A 21,137-nucleotide genomic window follows, 5' to 3' on the forward strand; every position below is an offset into this window, starting at 1 on the left:
TTCCTAGGAAATAGAGCAGCTAATTTATTAGCTGCTTTTCTTTTAGGATATTGTTTAATATTTTTCGTCATTTCTGATAATTGCATACGGTTGTGTATAAGAATAGTAGAGCGGAAAATACGCTGTTACCATTCGGTTGAACAACAAGCCGAATTTTTAAATTTTTCATATTATTATTCTTGTCAATAAGCCAAATATAAAAATTTGGTGACTTCGTAATGTACCCAAACCATTCGGTTTAGCCACCAATAGCCCTATTGTTTTTATACGATGTTAGCAAATGTTTTTATTCGATGTTTAATTCGTATCTTACTTTTAATTGTTTTATACAACCAGAACATTTTCCACACGCTAAATTAGAAATATGACAAGAATGAGCCATTGTAATTAGCACTTTTGGAACATCATAGTGTTCTATTAACTCGTGACTGTAATATTCTAGAGTTGGACAAATTACCTGAATTTTTCCTTCTTGAAAAATTAATAAATTATTAATTAGTTCATAGAATTTTTTGGTGCCATCTTTGTGAAAATCATCTGATTTGACTGATGCTAAATAAATTTCTTTAACATCATCTTTTATTGATTGCATAGATGCGAGAGTTATCAAAAGTTGATTTCGAAATGGCCACCACTCTTTAGATGGAGAAATATTTTCACTTGTTGAATTTGCTAATGAACCAGAACCTAAATGTTTGCAGTCAACTTTTATCACTTTATGTTCAATATTCAATTTGCCACAAATATAATTTGATACATAAATTTCACGTTCAGCTACAGTTTGACCGTAATCAATTGTATAAGCTATTTCTGGTTTAATTCCATAAGTTAAACAAATGGAATCTATACCGCCAGAGAGTAAAACTGCTTTTTTCATAAACTCCAAATAGTTTTATATAAAGCTGTCGTTAAATTACTATTTGTTGTAAAATTACCAGGCTTCAACATTAATAGTTTGTTTTCATCACAAGTTCGATGATATCCTATTATAGTTTTACCATTGGCCAATGAAAATCCTGATTCTATTAGTGTACCAGAGTCTAAATTGTCAAGAACGACGAAGATTACGTCAGAATTTTTAATTCCTTCGATGTCTTTTTTTGCAATTGAAATTTCCTCACCTAAACCAATATCGTGAAATGGGGAAAAAACTCTTACTCCAAACGATATTAGTGCGTCGCGAATTTTATCAACTAACATTAGTTCAGACAATGCAAAAAATGGAGATGCCAAATAAACCTGTTTTTTAGTAAGGTTCTTTGCTTTATATTCTTCGTATGTAAATTCAAAATTGTTTGTACAATCGATATATGCTTTTTTATCGCAATATACAGCCGTAGATTTTGACGCCAATAATGCTGAATCTTCGACGGATAAATTTTTACTCATCCAATAATATCCAAAACTTGCAGTAAATATATCTCCAGAACCTATTTTATAAACGTTGTCAGTAATATAGCAAGGTATATGAAGTTCATCAGATTTGGTATATAGTGTTGCACCATATGGCCCATTCTTAATAATAAATGCTGTGACTTTTTCTTCTTTGAAAAAATATTTTCTTATATCATCTATGTTATCCTTTGATGATATAGAATAAGCCTCATTACGATTTATTATATATACTAATTCTTTAGTTTTACCTAACTCGCTAAATCTTTTCGGTTTTATTGATGTTTGAGGGTCATAAACTACCCTTTTACAGTCAATTTTGTAATCGGATTCTAACATTCCGAAAGCAATTAAATCATCGCCTACAAATTCCCAAGCTTTAGTTTTTTTTATATTGAGAAGGCTAGGAAAAATTGAAGGCTCATCTAATGCGAAATTATATTGAAAGGTTATTAATTCATCATAAGAATGGCATTCAAATTTTAACTTTGAATAAACCTTCTGATTTTCTTTGAGAAATTTGACTATTTCTGCATTACCGCTTGTTATAAAATTTACCGAACTTTTATTTTCAAGCAGGAATTTAGCAGCTCTAAATCCTGAACCAAAAATCTCCATTGAAATATCATCAAAATTAATTTCTCGATACGAACCACCAATAACATTTATCATAATTATATGCTTGTAATTTTAACCGTGCAAGTTGGTGTGTTTATTTTTTGAATCTCGGCTTGATAATCTGTGCCATTTTCAATACAATCATTTAAATCTGGAGTATTAGGGTGTAATACTGCTCCTAGTATTTCACCATTACCATCTTCCAAAAGGACTTCACCATTTGTACCTATAACTACTTTCAAAATATCTCCGACATTATGCTTCGCTAAGACAGTTAAATCTATTGATGAAACATTAGTTATTATAACACTTGTTTCACAATCAAATTCGTTTCGTTGTGGTGGTATATAACCACCTCCTCCAGATCCACTCATATTTTAGTTTTTTAGTTAAATGTTTGCCAACGTGTTACATCCCAACTTTTTAATTAATAATATCAAATAAAAAGCATCTCCTCAAATCTAAACTTTCTCACAATCAAATAAAATACGTAGTACTACGTATTTTTCTTCTATAAAGACAACCTAAAAAATTGTGTTCTTTATGTTTTTTGGGTGTCGCACTGCTAAAAAATAAGCATAAAAAAAACCTCTAATAAGAGGCTTTTAATTTTATGTAATTAGGGGTGTTAAATACTTGCAACAAATTCTAAAAACACTTTTTTATGTCTTTCTAAATCCATGTTAGGCGAAAGTGCCACACGTGCAATATAATCTTTATCTCCTTCTTTGGTAGTGCCTTGTGTAGAGGTTGCAGGAATGGTCCAGTAGCAACCTTTTAATTGTCCGTAACTTACACAGTACTTACTTTCGTTAGGTATTTTAGTAATCATTAGGTTAATTAACTTGTGGTTTAAAGCTCTTTTGTAGCTTTCTTTTTCTTGTGCAGTGTTTCCTTTGGTTGGTAAATCTAAAGAAAAAACAGAAGGTGTAAATCCTTGTGCTGCTAATTCCTCAGAAACAAAATTAATTTTCGCTGCTGGTAAGGTTTCTTCAATAAAGTTTACAAAAGCTCGTGTATTGGTGTACGCGTCTTTAATTCTAGTATTCATAGAAGGTAATTGCTTGGCTAATATAGCATACTGTTGTGCTGTTGCTTCGTTATCGCAAAGGTTGAGGTGCAATTCTATTTTTTCTAATAAAGCTTCGGTTTTTGTATTGCCAACACAATATCCTGCGGTACATTTTCCACCACTTGGGAATTTAGAACCACTAGCATACGAAATGGTTTTAACGCTTCCTAGTATTTTGTCTTCACCTAAAAATAGCACATTCGGACAAAAAGTTTGGTCTAATATAAAAACAGGAGCTATTGCAAGATTGCCAGTTGCTGTTTTTCGTTCTTGGCGCAAGACATTTTTTAATTGTATAAGGTCTGGAACTTCTACTCTTGGGTTTGTTGGTATTTCGGCAATAATATATGGAACCGCATCTTGGTTCGCAATGTTTGTTAAAACCGTATCGATACTTTTTACCATATCGTTATCGCCATCTACTGGTAAATCTACTACTGCTACATTGTCTATACATGCTGCAACACGTCGTGCTTGATCGTTGGTGCCTCCATAACAATTTGGAGGTACAATAAATTTAATCGCTTTTCCTTTGTGGTTTTCTTGTGCATCATGAATTAAACCCATCATAATAGCATATTGAATCGATAATCCGCTAGAGCCTACTAATGGTTTTGTTGTGGTTCCTGTAATAGAGGTTATCGATTTTAAGGTGCTGGTTTTGTTGGCTTGTATTTCGCTAGTATTTGTATTTAAAGCGGTTTTTTCCAGTAGTGCTTTTAAAACAATAAGGCAGTTACTAGGTGTCATGGCAATGGTTTCTCTTCGTCGTACGTGTTGTATTTCCGAAATGTAACTTTCATTTTCTTCACCATGTACTAATAAAATACTTCCAAGATTCGCGTAGCTATTTATATAAAAATCAATATTTGTGTTAAGCTTACTAGCGCTAATTTCATCTTGTTGTGCTATAAAAATAGTGCTTCCGTTAAAGTTTGAAACAGCTTCACTACTTTCAACTTTTTTTAAGTCGAATGCATAGCCATACACACTTTTTAGTATTTCGGAATCTAAAAACGCAGGTAATTCGCCGGTATAATTAATCTGGGTGTTTTTATTGTCTAATAGGTTTTTTCTAAGAATAGCTAAGACAGGAGTGGTTTTCGACGAAAAACTGATTGCGTTTTCTGGTTTTAGGTTTTGCAAGTTTGCAATCGTCCATTCTAATACACAAGATAATGGATGTCCTAAACGAATATAGTCGTAAGCAGTAGGTAAATTATTTAATGCCTCCGTTTTTGCGTTATGGTTATTAAATAAGATTTCAAACTGTTCTAAAAATTCACTTTTCGCTAATTTTTCGTTATAAATATCTAGCCTATGGGTTGTTAGTTGCAACCAATCTGTTGGCATATTTTTTAAGACTTCTGTAATATAATTTAGCATTGTATTCGCTTCCATAATTTTACCTTTAATAGGTTGGTAATTTACATTAATTCGCTTGTTTTTAAAAGTGTTCAGACGATTTGTTATCGACTTCCTAACGTTTAAAAAAAAGAATTTTTTTTCATAAAAAAAGCGAACCATATAGCTCGCTTTTTTTATTTAAAAAGAAAGGTTTATTTGTTCATTAAATCTTCAATTTCTTCTATTTCAATTGGTATGTTTCGCATTAAATTAAAAGGTTCTCCCGTTTTTTGAATCACTACATCATCTTCTAAACGAATTCCAAAACCTTCCTCTGGAATATAAATTCCAGGTTCTACGGTAAACACCATGTTTTCTTGCATTGGTTCGTGTAGTAAACCATAATCATGAGTGTCTAATCCCATATGATGTGAAGTTCCATGCATAAAGTATTTTTTGTATGCTGGCCAATCTGGGTTTTCGTTTTTAACATCTGCTTGGTCTATTAAACCTAAACCTAATAATTCGCTGGTCATTAATTTACCAACTTCTACATGGTATTCTGCCCAAAGTGTTCCAGGAACTAGCATTTTTGTAGCAGCGTTTTTTACTCTTAAAACCGCGTTGTATACTGCTTTTTGTCTGTCGTTATATTTTCCAGAAACAGGAATGGTTCGCGTCATGTCGCTCGCGTAATTTGCGTATTCTGCAGCAGCATCAATTAATATTAAATCACCAGCTTTACATTCTTGGTTGTTTTCGATATAATGTAACACATTTGCGTTGTTTCCAGAACCAATAATTGGTGTGTATGCAAAACCTTTAGAACGATTATTTAAAAATTCGTGCATAAATTCTGCTTCAATATTGTATTCCCAAACGCCTGGTTTTGTAAATGCTAAAACACGTCTAAAACCTTTGTTGGTAATATCGCAAGCGGTTTGCATTAAGTCTAATTCTATTTGGTCTTTTACAGAACGTAAACGTTGTAAAATAGGATTGCTTTTTGCAACAGTATGCGCAGGATATTTGTTTTTTAACCATTTGGTGAAACGGTCTTCTCTAGTTTCTGTTTCTACATTAGCTCTGTAATGTTCGTTGGTGTTTATATAAACTGTATCTGCTTGTGTCATGATTTCAAATAAGACTTTTTCTAAGTCTTGTAACCAATACACGGTTTTTATTCCACTAGTTTTTAAGGCAGCTTCTTTGGTGAGTTTTTCACCTTCCCAAACCGCAATATGATCGTTCGTTTCTTTTAAAAATAAAAGCTCTCTATGTTTTGGATTTGGGCAATCTGGAAAAAGTACCAGTATGCTTTCTTCTTGATCTACACCACTTAAATAAAAGATATCTCTGTGTTGCTGAAAAGGCATGGTGCTATCTGCACTTATTGGATAAATATCGTTTGAGTTAAATACAGCCAAACTATTTGGTTTCATTTGTGCTGCAAAGTTTTTTCTGTTTTTTATGAAAAGCGAATTGTCTATTTGGTGGTATTTCATCGAAAATATTTTTTCATTTCCACGAAAGTGAAAATTGGTTGTTTATTCTTTTGTAAAAATAACAATTTAAAAGTGTTGAAATGAAAAAGAACCCCAAAATTTAGGCTTCTTTTAAGAATCGTAGTAGGAATTTTATTGTTCTTTATTCATGGCTTTCTTTATAAGAGCAATAGCAACAATAACAATACCACGAGTAGCACCTTCAGCTACGTTTCCGTTAACAGCTTGAGGAGCAAGTGAAATAATGCATGGTAAATACTTTTCCGTTTTATTAGCTAGTTGGTGTGAAAATCACTAAGATTATTACGGTATTCGTAAAGTGGTTGTTGTACTAGTGGTGTTTTATCGGGTATTTTGTTAAATTTATTTGTAAATAATAATTCCTTGCAATTTTAAAAAACAACTGAAGTTTTGAGGCTATCCCTAGTTTGTTTATATTCAAGAATTAAATTTTAATTTTTTATGAAAACGATTTTCACATGTACTTTAGCGTTAGTGGCTTTTTTTAATATGCAAGCGCAACAACCAGCAACTTCTTCTAGTTTGGTTCAAGATGCGTTAAAAGAGAAACAATTACTTATGGAAAGCTCATTGGTAAAAAATGTATCTTTTAAAAATATAGGCCCAACCATTATGAGTGGTCGTGTCGTAGATCTTGCGGTGAATCCAAAAAATACGATTGAGTTTTATGTTGCTTACGCTTCTGGAGGATTATGGTATACCAAAAATAATGGGTCGACTTTTGTTCCTGTTTTAGATACATCGCAAACTCAAAATATTGGTGATATAGCAGTCGATTGGGAAAACAAAACACTTTGGGTTGGTACTGGTGAAAATAATTCTTCGCGTTCCTCGTATTCTGGAATAGGTATTTTAAAATCGAGTGACAATGGAAAAACATGGACGAATGTAGGGCTTCCCGATTCGCATCATATTGGTCGCATTTTAATAAATTCTAAAAACCCTCAAGAAGTAACGGTTGGTGTAATTGGTCATTTATATTCTCCTAATACAGAACGAGGAGTATATAAAACTACTGATGGTGGGGAAACATGGAAACAAACTCTTTTTGTAGATGCGTCAAGCGGAATAATAGACATACAACATGCGCCAAATAATTACAATATCATGTTTGCAGCTTCGTGGACTAGAGATAGAAAAGCTTGGCATTTTGAAGGCAGCGGAAGCAACTCTGCTATATATAAAAGTGTAGATGCTGGCGAAACTTGGAAAAAGATCTCTACAGAATCTAGTGGGTTTCCAACGGGGAATGGTGTGGGTAGAATTGGATTGTCAGTTTACGATGATAGTACTATTTATGCTTTGCATGATAATCAATTCCGAAGAGAAAATAAAGCTAAAAAAACAGGAAAACGTGGTTTAACAAAAGAAGATTTTAAAACCATGACTACCGAAAGTTTCTTAAAGTTAGCAGATAAAAAATTGAATACTTTTTTAAAAAGGAATGGATTTCAAGAAAAATATCGTGCCGAAAATGTAAAGCAAATGGTACGAAGTGGCAACGTAAAACCGATAGATGTAGCAGCATATTTAGAAGATGCTAATTCCATGCTTTTTGATACTCCTGTAATTGGAGCTGAAGTCTATAAAAGTATAGATGGCGGTGAAACTTGGAGTAAAACACACGAAGATTTTCTAGACGATTTGTATTATAGTTATGGGTATTATTTTGGTGAAATTCGTGTAGATCCTCAGGATGAAAATGGTATTTATGTAATGGGTGTTCCAATTTTAAAATCTAAAGATGGTGGTAAAACATTTACTTCTATTAGTAAAGAAAATGTACATGCAGACCATCAAGCGCTTTGGGTAAACCCTAATAGAGCAGGGCATTTAATAAATGGAAATGATGGCGGTTTAAATATGAGTTACGACGATGGAGAAAGCTGGGAAAAGCTAAATGTAAATGCGGTAGGCCAGTTTTATACTATTAATGTAGATAATGAGAAGCCATACAATGTATACGGTGGTTTGCAAGACAATGGTGTTTGGTTTGGTGCCAATAATGCATCACAAAATAAAGCTTGGCAACAAAGCGGACAGAACCCTTGGGAAAGTATTATGGGAGGGGATGGTATGCAAATTCAAATTGATAGTAGAGATGCAAATGTGGTGTACACAGGGTATCAGTTTGGGAATTATTATCGAATAAATCCCGAAACAAGAGAAAATAAATACATCCAGCCAAAGCATGAGTTGGGCGAAAGTCCGTATCGATTTAATTGGCAAACACCAATATTATTATCCTCTCATAATCAAGATATTCTGTATTTGGGAGGAAATAAATTGATGCGTTCTATGAATCAAGGTGACGATTGGAAAGCCATTAGTGAAGATTTAACCCAAGGAGGAAAAAAAGGAAATGTTGCATATGGAACCTTAACATCTATTAGTGAATCGCCTTTTGCGTTCGGAATTATTTACACAGGAAGCGACGACGGTGTTGTACATGTTACCAAAAATGCAGGAGGAAGCTGGCAAAACATTTCAACAAACTTACCAAAAGATCTTTGGGTTACTCGCGTTATCGCTTCGCAACATAAAAAAGAACGTGTGTATATTACTTTAAATGGGTATCGTTGGGACGATTTTAATACCTACGTATATGTTTCCGAAGACTACGGAAATACCTGGAAAAGCATAAAATCGAACCTTCCAATGTCTCCTGTAAATGTGATAAAAGAAGATCCTGAAAATGAGAATATTCTTTATCTAGGAACCGATAATGGTGCATATGTCACTTTTAATAAAGGGGAGAAATGGGAAGCATTTGTTAAAGATTTACCAGCAGTTGCTATTCATGATTTGGTGATTCAGCCAGAAGCAAAAGATTTGTTGTTAGGTACCCACGGAAGAAGTATTTACAAAACAAATATTGCGCCTTTGCAGAAAATGAATGCGAATTTATTAAGTAAAAAAACAACGCTTTTTCCTATAGAAGAGATTTCTTATTCCTCACGTTGGGGAAGTTCTTGGAGTAAATGGTTTGATGCTTTGGAACCACAAGAAACAATTTCGTTTTATGTGCGTATTTCTGGTAAAAAAGAAATTAAAATCCTTTCGGAAAGAGGAGCTGCTTTAAAAACCATTTCGGTAGAAGCCGATAAAGGGTTTAACTATGTAGATTATGATTTTTCTATACCAGAAAACGGAAGGAAAATATTACTAAAAGAAAATACAAGTATCGATATTAATGAAGCTAAAAACGGAAAGTATTATTTGCCAAGAGGAAAATATTTTGTTCAAATAGATTCCGAGAAAATGGCTTTCGAAATTAAATAATAGAATCTATAATTCGGTAATTCAAGTAAATTTTACGATTGAAAACGAGTAAGATTTGTGTCGAGAAATATGAACTTTATTGTAATAATAGTTCTCGATACCATTTGTTCATGCTTCGCAAAGCATTCGAAAAAACAGCTGCATTTAATTCCCCTAGCGAAAATCAAAGAAAGACCTAACATACTATTTTTCAACTTTTTCAGTTATTAATAAAAACTAATTAATATGAAAGCTGTATCCATTTTCTTTTTAAGTTGTTTCCTTATTTTGTCTTCTTCATGTACAGAAGATGCTAATAACGAACCTGAGAATACTTCCGAAGCAAACTTAATTATCCAATTAAAATTCAATCCAACACAAGAGCGATTAGGTAATACAGGACAACCGGTAGCTGTTGCTACAGGAAATGCAGCACAATCGCCAACTATTAGTAAAATGAGTGCGAATTATATTGAGTTTGCCCCAAATGGTTTAACAGCATTAGGAGCAGGAGAAATTATTTTTTCTGGTGATGAAACAACATCAGGAGGCGAAAAAGCGATAAATTTTCAAAATGCAGAATTTGCTGGAAATAATGAAACTTTTATAACCCTGCCGATAAGTGAAATAAATGCAGGAGATTATGAGTGGGTTCGTGTTTCGTTAGCTTATCAAGAAGGGAACATCGATTTTTTAGCCGAAAACGGAAATGAATATACAGGAACATTAGCCAGTTTTGTTGGTTATAATAATTACATCACATCTTTTAATTTAAATGGAAATGAAATAGCAGTAAATGAAAATAAACTACAAGGTTTTTGGGCTTTTGAAACTTTAGGTTTTACCACACAAGGTCAAGCGCCAGAAGGAGCAACAACAGTTCCAAATCCATTGTTTGATTCTTCACCAATTCCGCAAGGTTCTTGTGTGGTAACCGGAGAATTTGAAAATGGCTTCACTATTTCTGGAGACGAAACCGAGGATGTAATAGTTACTTTATCATTTTCGACTAATAATAGTTTCGAGTGGACAGAAGTGAATATAGATGGAAAATATGAGCCAAGTACAGGAGAACAAGTTGTAGATATGGGGCTTCGTGGCCTGATTCCTATGGTCGATTAATTAAATCCATTCTAAATAAATTTTAAAATCCATTTTAGCTTGTTTGCGTTCGTGTTGCTTATTATCTTTGTGTATATTATAATCTAACTACACAAAATAATGAGCGGAATTTTAAATTCTTCGATTGGAAGAAAGTTTGCCATGGCACTTTCGGCACTCTTCCTAATGGTTTTCTTATTACAACATTTTGCAATTAACCTATTGTCTGTATTTAGTGCAGATGCTTTTAATGATGTTTCTCATTTTATGGGGACCTTTTGGGTGATTCAATATGTGATGCAACCCGTATTAATTTTTGGTGTTATCTTCCATTTTGTAATGGGATTTGTACTAGAAATTAAAAACAAAAAAGCACGTACAATTAGCTATGCGAAAAACAATGGTGCTGCCAATTCTAGCTGGATGAGTCGTAATATGATTTACAGCGGACTAGCAATTTTAGCTTTTATCTGTTTACACTTTTATGATTTTTGGTTGCCAGAAATCAATACCAAGTATATTCAAGGGGATATGACTGGTTTGCTAGCTAATGGAGAGTATCGATACTTTGAAGAACTACAACATAAATTTGTAGATATTTGGAGAGTTGCATTATACTGTATTGCTTTTGTTTTCTTAGCACTACATTTATTACACGGTTTTAACTCCGCATTTCAATCTGCTGGAGCAAATAATAAATACACTAAAGGATTAAAAGGATTCGGAAAAGCATATGCAATCATCATTCCACTAGGATTCATTTTTATTGCATTGTTTCACCATTTTAATCACTAATAAAGAATAGTTACTATGAGTTTAGATTCAAAAGTACCTCAAGGTCCAATTAAAGATAAATGGACAGACTATAAAAATCATATCGACTTAGTGAATCCTGCTAACAAACGTAACATAGATGTTATTGTTGTTGGTACAGGTTTAGCTGGTGGATCTGCTGCTGCTACTTTAGCAGAGCTAGGATATAACGTTAAAGCATTTTGCTTTCAAGATTCTCCAAGACGTGCGCACTCTATTGCAGCACAAGGAGGAATAAACGCAGCAAAAAATTACCAAGGAGATGGGGATTCTACTTACAGATTGTTTTACGATACTGTAAAAGGTGGAGATTACCGTTCTCGTGAAGCAAACGTTTATCGTTTGGCTGAAGTTTCAGCAAATATCATTGACCAATGTGTGGCTCAAGGAGTTCCTTTTGCACGTGAATATGGTGGGTTATTAGATAACCGTTCCTTTGGTGGAGTTCTTGTTTCAAGAACATTTTATGCTGCAGGACAAACAGGACAACAATTATTATTAGGAGCATATTCTGCCATGAACCGTCAAATAGGTCGTGGTAAAATTAAAATGTACAACCGTCATGAAATGTTAGACGTTGTAAAGGTGGATGGAAAAGCTCGTGGAATTATAACACGTAACTTAATTACTGGAGAAATCGAAAGACACTCGGCACATGCTGTAGTTTTAGGAACTGGTGGCTATGGTAATGTGTTTTTCTTATCTACTAACGCGATGGGATCTAATGTAACAGCAGCTTGGAAAGCCCACAAACGAGGTGCTTACTTTGCAAACCCTTGTTACACGCAAATTCACCCAACTTGTATTCCTGTTTCTGGAGATCATCAGTCTAAACTAACGTTAATGTCGGAGTCTTTACGTAATGATGGGCGTATTTGGGTGCCAAAACACATGAAAGATGTAGAGGCTATTAAAGCTGGAACATTAAAACCTAAAGATTTAGCAGAAGAAGATAGAGATTACTACTTAGAGCGTCGTTATCCAGCATTCGGAAACTTAGTACCTCGTGATGTTGCCTCTCGTGCAGCAAAAGAGCGTTGTGATGCAGGTTTTGGTGTAAATGCAACTGGTGAAGCTGTGTTTTTAGATTTTGCTTCAGCAATTCAACGTTATGGAAAAGAAACTGCTCACGTTAAAGGATTAAACGAAAATGATGCTGCTCTTGTTAAAAAATTAGGACAAGAAGTAATTAAAAATAAATACGGAAACCTATTCCAAATGTATGAGAAGATTGTAGATCAAGATCCATACAACACACCAATGATGATTTATCCAGCAGTACACTATACCATGGGAGGTGTTTGGGTAGATTATAACTTAATGACAACCGTTCCTGGTTTATACTGTATTGGAGAAGCAAATTTCTCTGATCATGGTGCAAACAGACTTGGAGCTTCTGCATTAATGCAAGGTTTAGCAGATGGTTATTTTGTATTACCATATACTATTGGTGATTATTTATCGGATGATATTCGTACAGGACCAATTGCAACAGATACCAAAGAGTTTGAAGAAGCTGAAAAAGAAGTAAAAGAGAAATTAAATTTCTTTGTTACTAATGAAGGTAAACACTCTGTAGATTATTTCCATAAGAAATTAGGGAAAATCATGTGGAATAAAGTTGGAATGTCTAGAAATGTAAAAGGTTTAACCGAAGCAATTGCCGAAATAAAAGAACTTAGAGCACAATTTTGGAAAGAAGTAAAAGTGCCTGGAACTAACGAAGAATACAATGAAGAATTGGCAAAAGCTGGTCGTGTTGCAGATTTCTTAGAACTTGGAGAATTATTCGCTAAAGATGCTCTTAATAGAGAAGAATCTTGTGGAGGACACTTTAGAGAAGACTCTGTAGAGTTAGATGGTGAGCAAAAAGGAGAAGCATTACGTAACGATAAAGACTTCGCTTATGTTGCTGCATGGGAATACAAAGGAGAGCCAAGTGATGCAGTTCTTCATAAAGAACAATTAGAGTTTAAGGATATTGAATTAAAACAAAGATCTTATAAATAAGGAAAGCTATGAATATGAATTTAACACTTAAGATTTGGCGTCAAAAAAACGCAAGTGATAAAGGGAGTATGGTTGATTATAAAGTCAGCGATATTTCTCCAGATATGTCTTTCCTTGAAATGTTAGACGTTTTAAATGAACAATTAATTAATAATAATGAAGAGCCAGTAGCATTCGATCACGATTGTCGTGAAGGAATTTGCGGAATGTGTTCTTTGTATATTAATGGGGAAGCTCATGGTCCAGATCGTGGTGTCACTACTTGTCAGTTACACATGCGTATGTTTAAAGATGGAGATACAATTACTATTGAGCCTTTTAGAGCAACTGCATTTCCTGTAGTAAAAGATTTAATTGTAGATAGAAGTTCTTTCGATAGAATTCAGCACGCTGGAGGATTTATTTCTGTAAATACTTCAGGTAATACTATTGATGCAAATGCTATTCCTGTTAATAAACACGATGCAGATACCGCTTTTGAAGCTGCTACATGTATTGGTTGTGGTGCTTGTGTTGCTTCTTGTAAAAACTCATCTGCAATGTTATTTGTAGGAGCAAAAGTATCTCAATTTGCATTGTTGCCACAAGGTCAGGTAGAAGCTACAGATCGTGTTTTAAACATGGTGAAGCAAATGGACGAAGAAGGTTTTGGTAACTGTACCAATACTGGAGCTTGCGAGGTGGAATGTCCTAAAGGAATTTCATTAGAAAATATTGCACGTATGAATCGTGAGTATTTAGCAGCAAGTTTAAAAGGATAATATTTGTTCCCTAAACAGTCCACAACGCTTGTTGGAGTGTAGTTTTAGGGTCTCATTATAAATTAAAATCTCAAGAGCAATCTTGAGATTTTTTGTTTAGCTTTATCCTTTAATTTTTTAATATGAATTATAGAACATTTGCCAGCTTATTGTTATTGTTTATATCCTTTACCAATTGCAAGAGTCAAACCGAAACACCAAAAGTAGCAGTTGAAATAATAGCGCAAGATTGGTTTCATGCAGACTCCTTATTACATCACGTTCAAGTTTTATCTTCTGATGCTTTTCAAGGAAGACGAACAGGAACTGCTGGAGCAGAAAAAGCAAAAAACTATATCGTAAATAAATTTCAAAATTTACAAGTGCTCCCACTTACAGAAAATTTTGAACAGCATTTTAACTTTACACGAAGAAGTAAAGCGTATAAAGGGATTAATGTTCTCGGATTAATTAAAGGGACACAAAAACCAGAAGAGTTTATCGTGCTTTCTGCTCATTACGATCACGAAGGTATTCAAGGTGGTAAGATTTTTAATGGCGCCGATGATGATGCTTCGGGTATTTCGGCATTGTTCGCTTTCGCGGAATATTTCCAGAAAAATCCACCAAAGCATTCTGTTATTTTGGCTGCTGTAGATGCAGAAGAATTAGGTTTAATAGGTTCAAAATATTTTGTAGAAAATAGCGTCATTCCGCAAGAAAGTATAAAGCTAAATATCAATATGGATATGATTAGTAGAAGTATAAAAAACGAATTATTTGCCATAGGAACACGCTATTATAAACATTTAGAACCAGCAGTTAAAAATATAGCATCTTCAGAAAATTTAAAACTTCTTATTGGTCATGACGGTAGTGATTCTTTAGAGGACTGGACTAATGCTTCAGACCATGCATCGTTTCATAAATTCAAAATTCCATTTATTTATTTTGGTGTAGAAGATCATAAAGATTACCATAAACCAACAGACGATTACGAGAATATTCATCCAAATTTTTATCAAAATGCAGTAACCACAATTATTACTGTTTTTAAGACATTAGATAGCACAGAATTATAAACAAAATGCAAAACTCAACTACATTTTACCAACAAGAATTAGAACAATATCAAATAGAGGTTAAAAGCTTATATAAGAAACTAACTAGTTTAAGTTTTGCAAGGCTAATAGTGTTTTTAGCTACCGCTTTTGGTATTTATTTTACTTTTAACAATTACCCAGTAGCCATAGGGATTGCACTTGTTGGTATTGTTGCTTTTATCTATTTACTATCTAAATATACTGATTTAAAATACCAGCATAATTTAAAAAAAGCACTTGTTACTATTAATGAAGAAGAACTAAAAATTGCATCAGGAGATTTTAAAGATAGAGAAGAAGGGCTACAATACCAAAATCCAAATCATGCATTTAGTTTGGATGTAGATTTATTTGGAAAAGGATCTTTCTTTCAATTTATAAATAGAACAGCAACAGAAGAAGGAACAAATACTTTAGTAAACGCGCTTACTGCAAATAATATTGAAGGGATAAAATCGCGTCAAGAAGCGATTAAGGAATTAGCTAATAAACCAAAGTGGCGACAACATTTTTCGGCAGTAGCAAGCTTAATAGAAATAGAAACTCCAGCAATAAAAATTATTAATTGGCTAAAAGAACACCATGCATTTTTACCAAATGTCTTTCGTGTTTTACCTTTTGTTTTTACCATTGGATCTGTAGTTATTTTACTATTAGCAATCTTTAAAGTAATCTCCTTTTTATTTTTAGTTTTTTGGATGCTCTTGGGCTTAGGGGTATCTGGAGTCTATTTAAAAAAAATAAATGTACTTGCAGCAAATACAGATCAAGTTAAAGATACATTTAAACAATACGCTTCCTTATTAGAACAAATAGAAAGTGAGACGTTTTTAACCCCTTTATTAAAAGAAAAGCAAGAGCAAATAAAACAAGAAGAAAAAGAAGCTTCGTTAATTTTCTCTCAGTTTTCAAAGTATTTAGATGCTCTAGACAATAGACATAATCTTGTTTCAGCCATTTTTGGAAACGGTTTTTTATTAATCGATTTAAAAAATGCGTATCATATTGAACAATGGATTGCTCAATACAAAACTACAGTTGCACATTGGTTTGAAGTGGTTTCTTTTTTTGATGCTTACAATACTTTTGGAAATTACACATTTAACCATCCAGACTTTGTGTTTTCCGAAATTGTAGATAACGAAATTGTTATTCAAGCTAAAAATTTAGGACACCCTTTACTAGATGCTACCAAAAGAGTAAATAGTGATTTAACGATTAATGATCAACAATTCTTTATTGTTACAGGGGCAAATATGGCAGGAAAAAGTACTTTTTTACGTACCGTTTCTTTACATATTGTTATGGCAAATGTTGGTTTGCCAGTATGTGCAACAGCAAGTAAATACAATCCTATAAAACTAATTACAAGTATGCGAACTACAGATTCGCTTACAGATGATAGTTCTTATTTCTTTAGCGAATTAACACGCTTAAAGTTTATTGTAGACACGTTAGTAGCGGATAGATATTTTATCATTCTTGATGAGATTCTAAAAGGTACAAACTCTACAGATAAAGCCATTGGTTCTAGAAAATTTGTAGAAAAATTAGTATCTAATAATGCCATAGGAATTATTGCAACGCACGATTTAAGTTTATGCGAAATTGAAAAAGAGTTAGCCGAAGTTAAAAACTACTATTTTGATGCAGAGATTGTAAATGACGAATTGTATTTTGACTACAAACTAAAACAAGGTATTTGTCAAAATATGAATGCTAGTTTCTTGTTGAAGAAAATGGAGATAGTATAAACAAAAAAATGCAAGAACTAATAGTATTAGCTCTTGCATTTTATTTCATTCTAAAAAAATAGAAATTATTTTATTGGGCACCCAATAGCTTTTGTTGTGCTAGGATTTGGTTTTTCTCCTTTTTCTAAAGCAGCAATAGCATCTTCCACATATTTTGTTTTTACGTTTTCTGGGGATTTTGCATTATCATCAATAGTACCAATATATTGTACTGTTAAATCTTTATCTAATAAAAATATATGCGGTGTTCTTACTGCGCCATATTTTGGATATAATTTTTGTCCTTCATCTACTAAATAAGGAAATGTAAACCCTTTTTCTTTAGCACGCGTTTGCATAGCTTCGTACCCTTCTTTTTCATTACTAGGGTTATTACTATTAATAGCAACTACAGGATATCCTTTTGTTGCATAGGTGTTATTTAAAGCAATTAGTCGATCTTCATATAATTTAGAAAACGGGCATTCGTTACAAGTAAATGTTACTATGTATCCTTTTGCATTTTTAATACTTGCTAAAGAAACCATAGATCCATCCACGTTTTTAAGTAAAAAATCTTCTGCTGTATCCCCAATTAAGTAACCTCCAATTTCTTCTAAAGTCCTTGTCTCTTCTGGTAAACCTCCACGAGGTGGTCCTTTACGTTCTCCATGTTGTCCTTTTTCACCATGCGGTGGAGGTCCTTTTCTATCTCCATGTTCTGGGTGTTCTTTGTTTTCTCCATGTAAATGACGTCCTTTTTCATCCTTATGGTGTTCTGTGGTTTCTTCCTTTTTTTTGTTTTTATCGCTTTTACAAGACGTTAAAATACCTGCAGATAAGCAGATAATTGCAATTAGAATACTAATCTTTTTCATCGTTAAATTAAATTTGTTTTGGTGTTAAAAATGTTCTGTTATTTGTTGTTCAAGGTCCTTTAAGCTTTCAAAAGAACGCTCGTAAAACTTACGGGTTTTATTGTTGAAAATTATGGTAAATGGAATTGCTCCAGACCAATTGGGATCAATTTTGTCAATCCAAGTATTCGCATCTGGATCATCTAATAAAACCACTTTAGAAGTGATATTTCTTTCTTTTAGAAAAGGCTTGAGTTTGGTTTCTATATCTTTTATAAAGTCCATACTTACCAATAAAACTTCAATATCCGGATTTTTGTCCGCATATTCCTGAATATATGGTAGTTCTTTTACACAAGGAGCACACCACATAGCCCAAAAATTGACAATATAGGTTTTGTTCGAATCTGTGTATAATAAAGGTTCTAAAGCATTGAAATTATAGACCGGTATGTTGATGTTGTCTATATTAATCTCGTTTGTTTTTGAAGTTACTTTAGTAGTATTATTTTTTTCTTTGCAGCTAAAACTTAAGAGAAGAAATAAAACAATATATATTGAGTTTTTTGGGATTAATAAATTCATTTACTAATTAAAATTTCACTTTTTTAATTAGACTGCTGTTTTTAAAAATAGTTTAAATGCTGCATGGTGTTTTTTTACAAAAAAGGCACTTTGCTATTTTTTCATTTTGGGTTTAATTTTCTCAATCATTTCTGGAGCATTTTTATCCTCGGGATTCAGACTTAATACTTTGTAGTAGTTTTTTAAAGCTTCTGTGTAATTTTTTGTTTCAAAATACGCTTCCGCTAAGCTATCATAAACATTGTATTTATATGGGAAAATTTTCGTGTTTAAATCAAAAACATACATGGCCTTATCTATTTCTTTTGCTCTTAAATAAACATAGCCTAAAGTGTTTAATTCTCTACTTCCTTTTACGTATTCCGATAGCATTGAAACCAGATTAGATTCTTCTGTTTTTAAACTATCAATGGATTTAGATTCTAATAAGTTTTGCACATAGTTTGCGGCTATATAATTTGAAGAATAGCGATCTCCATTCACTATTTTAAGCATATCGCGTTCTAGTGTTTCTTTTGGATGTTCTACAATTCTATTTACTTCTTCTCCATTTTTATAAAAAATAAAAGTGGGCACACGATGAATATTCATGCCTTTCTCTTCACCATTTGGTCCTTGTTTATAAGCTTCATCACTTCTATCTAATGCAATAACTTCTAATTGGTTTTCTGAAAAATTTACTTTTTCTAAAATGCTGTAAAACCTAGGTACTTCTTTTTTGCTATCTCCACACCAAGTACCTAAAAAAACTTTAATGGTATAGTTCTTTAAAGAGTCTTTAAGTTTTTCTGTTATTTTTTCATTCACTTCATAAGTGTCCTGATTTTTTGTAAACCATTCATTATATGGTGCTTTTTCAAGCCCTTGTTTGTTGATAGGACCAAGGAGCATTTTTTTGTTTTCTCCATAATTGATTTCTTGATTTAGAGTTTGCGAAAATGCAATAGAAAAACTTAAAATTGCGATTAATAAAAAGACTGTTCGTTTCATTTTTTTTGATTTGATGTGTTAGGGAACCAAACATAATATGGTTTTTAAAAAACAACTAATTATTGTTACCAACTGCACACTTAAAACAACAAACAGCATTTATTTTGGTAGTTTGTAACTTTAAAACAGGTTTTTGTACATAATTTTTGAGGATGACATCATTTCTGATTACTTTCAGCAAAACTTATGATTACACTTAAAAAACATACCTCACAAATATTGGTACACATCTTATTTTGGATGCTTTTTGTATTTGTGTCGCTTTCTGTTTTTTCACGTTTTTATTGGCATGAAAATCCTTTTTTACAGTATTTATCTATACTAATAGTTATTGTATATGCTAACCATTTTGTATTGCTTCCGTTTTTTATAAAAAAACGATTGTACATTTTGTATGTTTTTGTTTTTGCAGGAATCTCCTTTTTTGCAACACAATTATATTGCAACGTGTTTGCGCAATGTGGTTGTTCTATAATGAAATGTTTAAGTGACTATTTATGGCAAACCTTGGTTCCATTAATATTTTTCTCTTTTATCTGGATGTTGTATCGTTTTTTAGACAAACAAGAGGAAGTAGAACAGGTGAAAAAAGAACATTTAGAAATGGAGTTAAAGTTTTTAAAATCGCAAATAAATCCGCATGTGTTATTCAATAATTTGAATACTATTTATTCCTATGCTTTAGAAAAACCAACCGAAACTCCAGAACTTATTTTAATGCTATCCGATAATTTGAAGCATGTATTATACGAAAGTAATTCGAAAACTATTTCTCTAGATAAAGAAATACAGTTTATAGATAACTATATGACTTTTCAAAGCATAAGAACAGAAGGTGTAAAGCAGGTAAATTACTATACATCTATAACATCTTCAAACAAACAAATTGCACCATTATTATTAATCTGTCTTATAGAAAATGCTTTTAAACATAGCACTTTGCATAGTGCTGTTTCTGTTTCTATTACTGAAGCAAATGGTATTCTAGAATGCGTATGTAGTAATAACTATGATATGGAAAAAGGAAGCACCGAAGATTTTAAAATTGGATTGCAAAACTTAGAAAAGCGCTTGAAACTTATTTATAAAGAAGATTATAAATTAGAAGTTTTTAAAGATGAAGTATATAAAGTGCATTTAAAATTGAATTTAAGTTAAAATTGTTCATTCGAGTGAAATTGCTTTTTTGCAATTCTGTATCGAGAATATTTGCATTAGCTTCTCGATATAATTAGAAAAAAACAATACCATTAGAAGGAAAGTAATCCCATAACATATGACTTGTATTATAATAGAAGACGAAATTCCTGCTCAAAAAATCTTGAAGAATTATTTGAGTAAACTTCCTAATATAGAATTACAAGGAACTTTTAATGCAGCAATAGAGGCGAATATGTTTTTAAATAAAACAGCAGTAGATGTTGTTTTTTTAGATATTAATTTACCAGATATTTCTGGAATTGATTTTATTAAAACGGTTAAAAACCCTCCAGCAATTATTATGACTACTGCATATCCAGATTATGCGGTTCGTAGTTTTGAATTAGATACTATTGTAGATTATTTAGTAAAACCATTTGGCTTTGATCGTTTTTTGAAAGCAATTAATAAAGCAAAAGAGAGAGTAGATAAGCCAATGTATCTTACTGAAGAAAATAAGCAAGAAGCCTTGTTTTTAAATGTAGATAAAACGCTTCATAAAATTGTAGTTCATAATATTTTGTATTTAGAATCCGATAGAAATTATGTTACCATTACTACTAAAAATAAGAAGTTGTCTTTTATAGATTCGCTTAAAAATTGGAACGAAAAACTTTCCGAAGAAACCTTTATACAAGTACATAAATCGTTTATTATAAATAGAAAGTATGTAGATAAAATTTCTGGTAATGAAATTTATGTGCAAGGAAGTAGAATTCCTATTGGAAGAACCTATAAGCAAGCATTGTTATCTAAATTAAATATTTCTTAAAACAAAAAAAAAGACCT

The 21,137-nt window shown here is 32.5% G+C and carries 17 protein-coding genes; 9 read left to right on the plus strand and 8 right to left on the minus strand.

What is annotated here, in order from left to right; genetic code table 11:
- Positions 1-286: 286 nt before the first annotated feature.
- The 5 genes from ACVC3Y_RS15410 to ACVC3Y_RS15430 form a co-directional block, all read right to left on the minus strand.
- Entirely contained in the window at positions 287-877 is a 591-nt protein-coding gene (locus tag ACVC3Y_RS15410; RefSeq protein WP_452227372.1) for a 7-cyano-7-deazaguanine synthase, read from the minus strand.
- Entirely contained in the window at positions 874-2,064 is a 1,191-nt protein-coding gene (locus ACVC3Y_RS15415; RefSeq protein WP_452227373.1) for a PfkB family carbohydrate kinase, read from the minus strand. Before ACVC3Y_RS15415 ends, ACVC3Y_RS15410 begins: the two co-directional genes overlap by 4 nt.
- Positions 2,065-2,066: 2 nt before the next feature.
- Positions 2,067-2,384: a hypothetical protein gene (locus tag ACVC3Y_RS15420; RefSeq protein ID WP_452227374.1), complete on the minus strand. Its 318-nt coding sequence runs from the start codon at positions 2,382-2,384 to the stop codon at positions 2,067-2,069.
- Positions 2,385-2,638: 254 nt separating this feature from the next.
- Positions 2,639-4,483, minus strand: coding sequence for a PLP-dependent transferase (locus ACVC3Y_RS15425; protein ID WP_452227375.1), 1,845 nt, complete (start codon positions 4,481-4,483; stop codon positions 2,639-2,641).
- A 158-nt stretch (positions 4,484-4,641) separates the two neighbouring features.
- Complete coding sequence (locus ACVC3Y_RS15430; protein ID WP_303420927.1) at positions 4,642-5,934, minus strand: aminopeptidase P family protein; 1,293 nt, start codon at positions 5,932-5,934, stop codon at positions 4,642-4,644.
- Positions 5,935-6,396: 462 nt separating this feature from the next.
- Here ACVC3Y_RS15430 and ACVC3Y_RS15435 point away from each other — a divergent pair, with 462 nt between their 5' ends.
- The 7 genes from ACVC3Y_RS15435 to ACVC3Y_RS15465 all read left to right on the plus strand — a co-directional run bounded on the left by ACVC3Y_RS15435 (position 6,397) and on the right by ACVC3Y_RS15465 (position 16,737).
- Positions 6,397-9,237 (plus strand): WD40/YVTN/BNR-like repeat-containing protein, encoded by a 2,841-nt coding sequence (locus tag ACVC3Y_RS15435; RefSeq protein WP_452227376.1) that lies wholly within the window; start codon positions 6,397-6,399, stop codon positions 9,235-9,237.
- Positions 9,238-9,462: 225 nt separating this feature from the next.
- Entirely contained in the window at positions 9,463-10,338 is an 876-nt protein-coding gene (locus ACVC3Y_RS15440; RefSeq protein ID WP_452227377.1) for a hypothetical protein, read from the plus strand.
- A 99-nt stretch (positions 10,339-10,437) separates the two neighbouring features.
- Positions 10,438-11,112 carry a succinate dehydrogenase cytochrome b subunit gene (locus tag ACVC3Y_RS15445; protein ID WP_303420921.1) on the plus strand — a complete coding sequence of 225 codons (675 nt, stop codon included), beginning with the start codon at positions 10,438-10,440 and terminating at the stop codon, positions 11,110-11,112.
- 15 nt (positions 11,113-11,127) lie between these two features.
- Entirely contained in the window at positions 11,128-13,140 is a 2,013-nt protein-coding gene (locus ACVC3Y_RS15450; RefSeq protein WP_303420919.1) for a fumarate reductase/succinate dehydrogenase flavoprotein subunit, read from the plus strand.
- A 14-nt stretch (positions 13,141-13,154) separates the two neighbouring features.
- Entirely contained in the window at positions 13,155-13,901 is a 747-nt protein-coding gene (locus ACVC3Y_RS15455; RefSeq protein ID WP_303420917.1) for a succinate dehydrogenase/fumarate reductase iron-sulfur subunit, read from the plus strand.
- Positions 13,902-14,023: 122 nt separating this feature from the next.
- The gene (locus ACVC3Y_RS15460) at positions 14,024-14,962 is read left to right on the plus strand and encodes a M28 family peptidase (RefSeq protein ID WP_452227378.1); all 939 of its coding nucleotides are present in this window, start codon (positions 14,024-14,026) and stop codon (positions 14,960-14,962) included.
- Positions 14,963-14,967: 5 nt separating this feature from the next.
- Positions 14,968-16,737, plus strand: coding sequence for a MutS-related protein (locus ACVC3Y_RS15465; protein WP_452227379.1), 1,770 nt, complete (start codon positions 14,968-14,970; stop codon positions 16,735-16,737).
- A 65-nt stretch (positions 16,738-16,802) separates the two neighbouring features.
- Here the strand turns inward: ACVC3Y_RS15465 and ACVC3Y_RS15470 are convergent, their stop codons facing one another.
- From ACVC3Y_RS15470 to ACVC3Y_RS15480, 3 genes are all read right to left on the minus strand, one after another.
- Positions 16,803-17,594, minus strand: a complete 792-nt coding sequence (locus ACVC3Y_RS15470; RefSeq protein WP_303420911.1) for a thioredoxin family protein — start codon at positions 17,592-17,594, stop codon at positions 16,803-16,805.
- Positions 17,595-17,618: 24 nt separating this feature from the next.
- Positions 17,619-18,158 carry a TlpA family protein disulfide reductase gene (locus tag ACVC3Y_RS15475; RefSeq protein WP_452227380.1) on the minus strand — a complete coding sequence of 180 codons (540 nt, stop codon included), beginning with the start codon at positions 18,156-18,158 and terminating at the stop codon, positions 17,619-17,621.
- A 93-nt stretch (positions 18,159-18,251) separates the two neighbouring features.
- Positions 18,252-19,148: a thioredoxin family protein gene (locus ACVC3Y_RS15480; protein ID WP_452227381.1), complete on the minus strand. Its 897-nt coding sequence runs from the start codon at positions 19,146-19,148 to the stop codon at positions 18,252-18,254.
- 186 nt (positions 19,149-19,334) lie between these two features.
- Here ACVC3Y_RS15480 and ACVC3Y_RS15485 point away from each other — a divergent pair, with 186 nt between their 5' ends.
- Both ACVC3Y_RS15485 and ACVC3Y_RS15490 read left to right on the plus strand, forming a co-directional pair.
- Positions 19,335-20,306 (plus strand): sensor histidine kinase, encoded by a 972-nt coding sequence (locus tag ACVC3Y_RS15485; RefSeq protein WP_303420905.1) that lies wholly within the window; start codon positions 19,335-19,337, stop codon positions 20,304-20,306.
- Positions 20,307-20,424: 118 nt separating this feature from the next.
- A complete protein-coding gene (locus ACVC3Y_RS15490; RefSeq protein ID WP_452227382.1) occupies positions 20,425-21,120 on the plus strand; it encodes a LytR/AlgR family response regulator transcription factor in 696 nt (231 codons plus the stop codon).
- The last annotated feature ends 17 nt before the right edge of the window (positions 21,121-21,137 follow it).

The sequence above is a fragment of the Lacinutrix cladophorae genome (assembly GCF_053604645.1).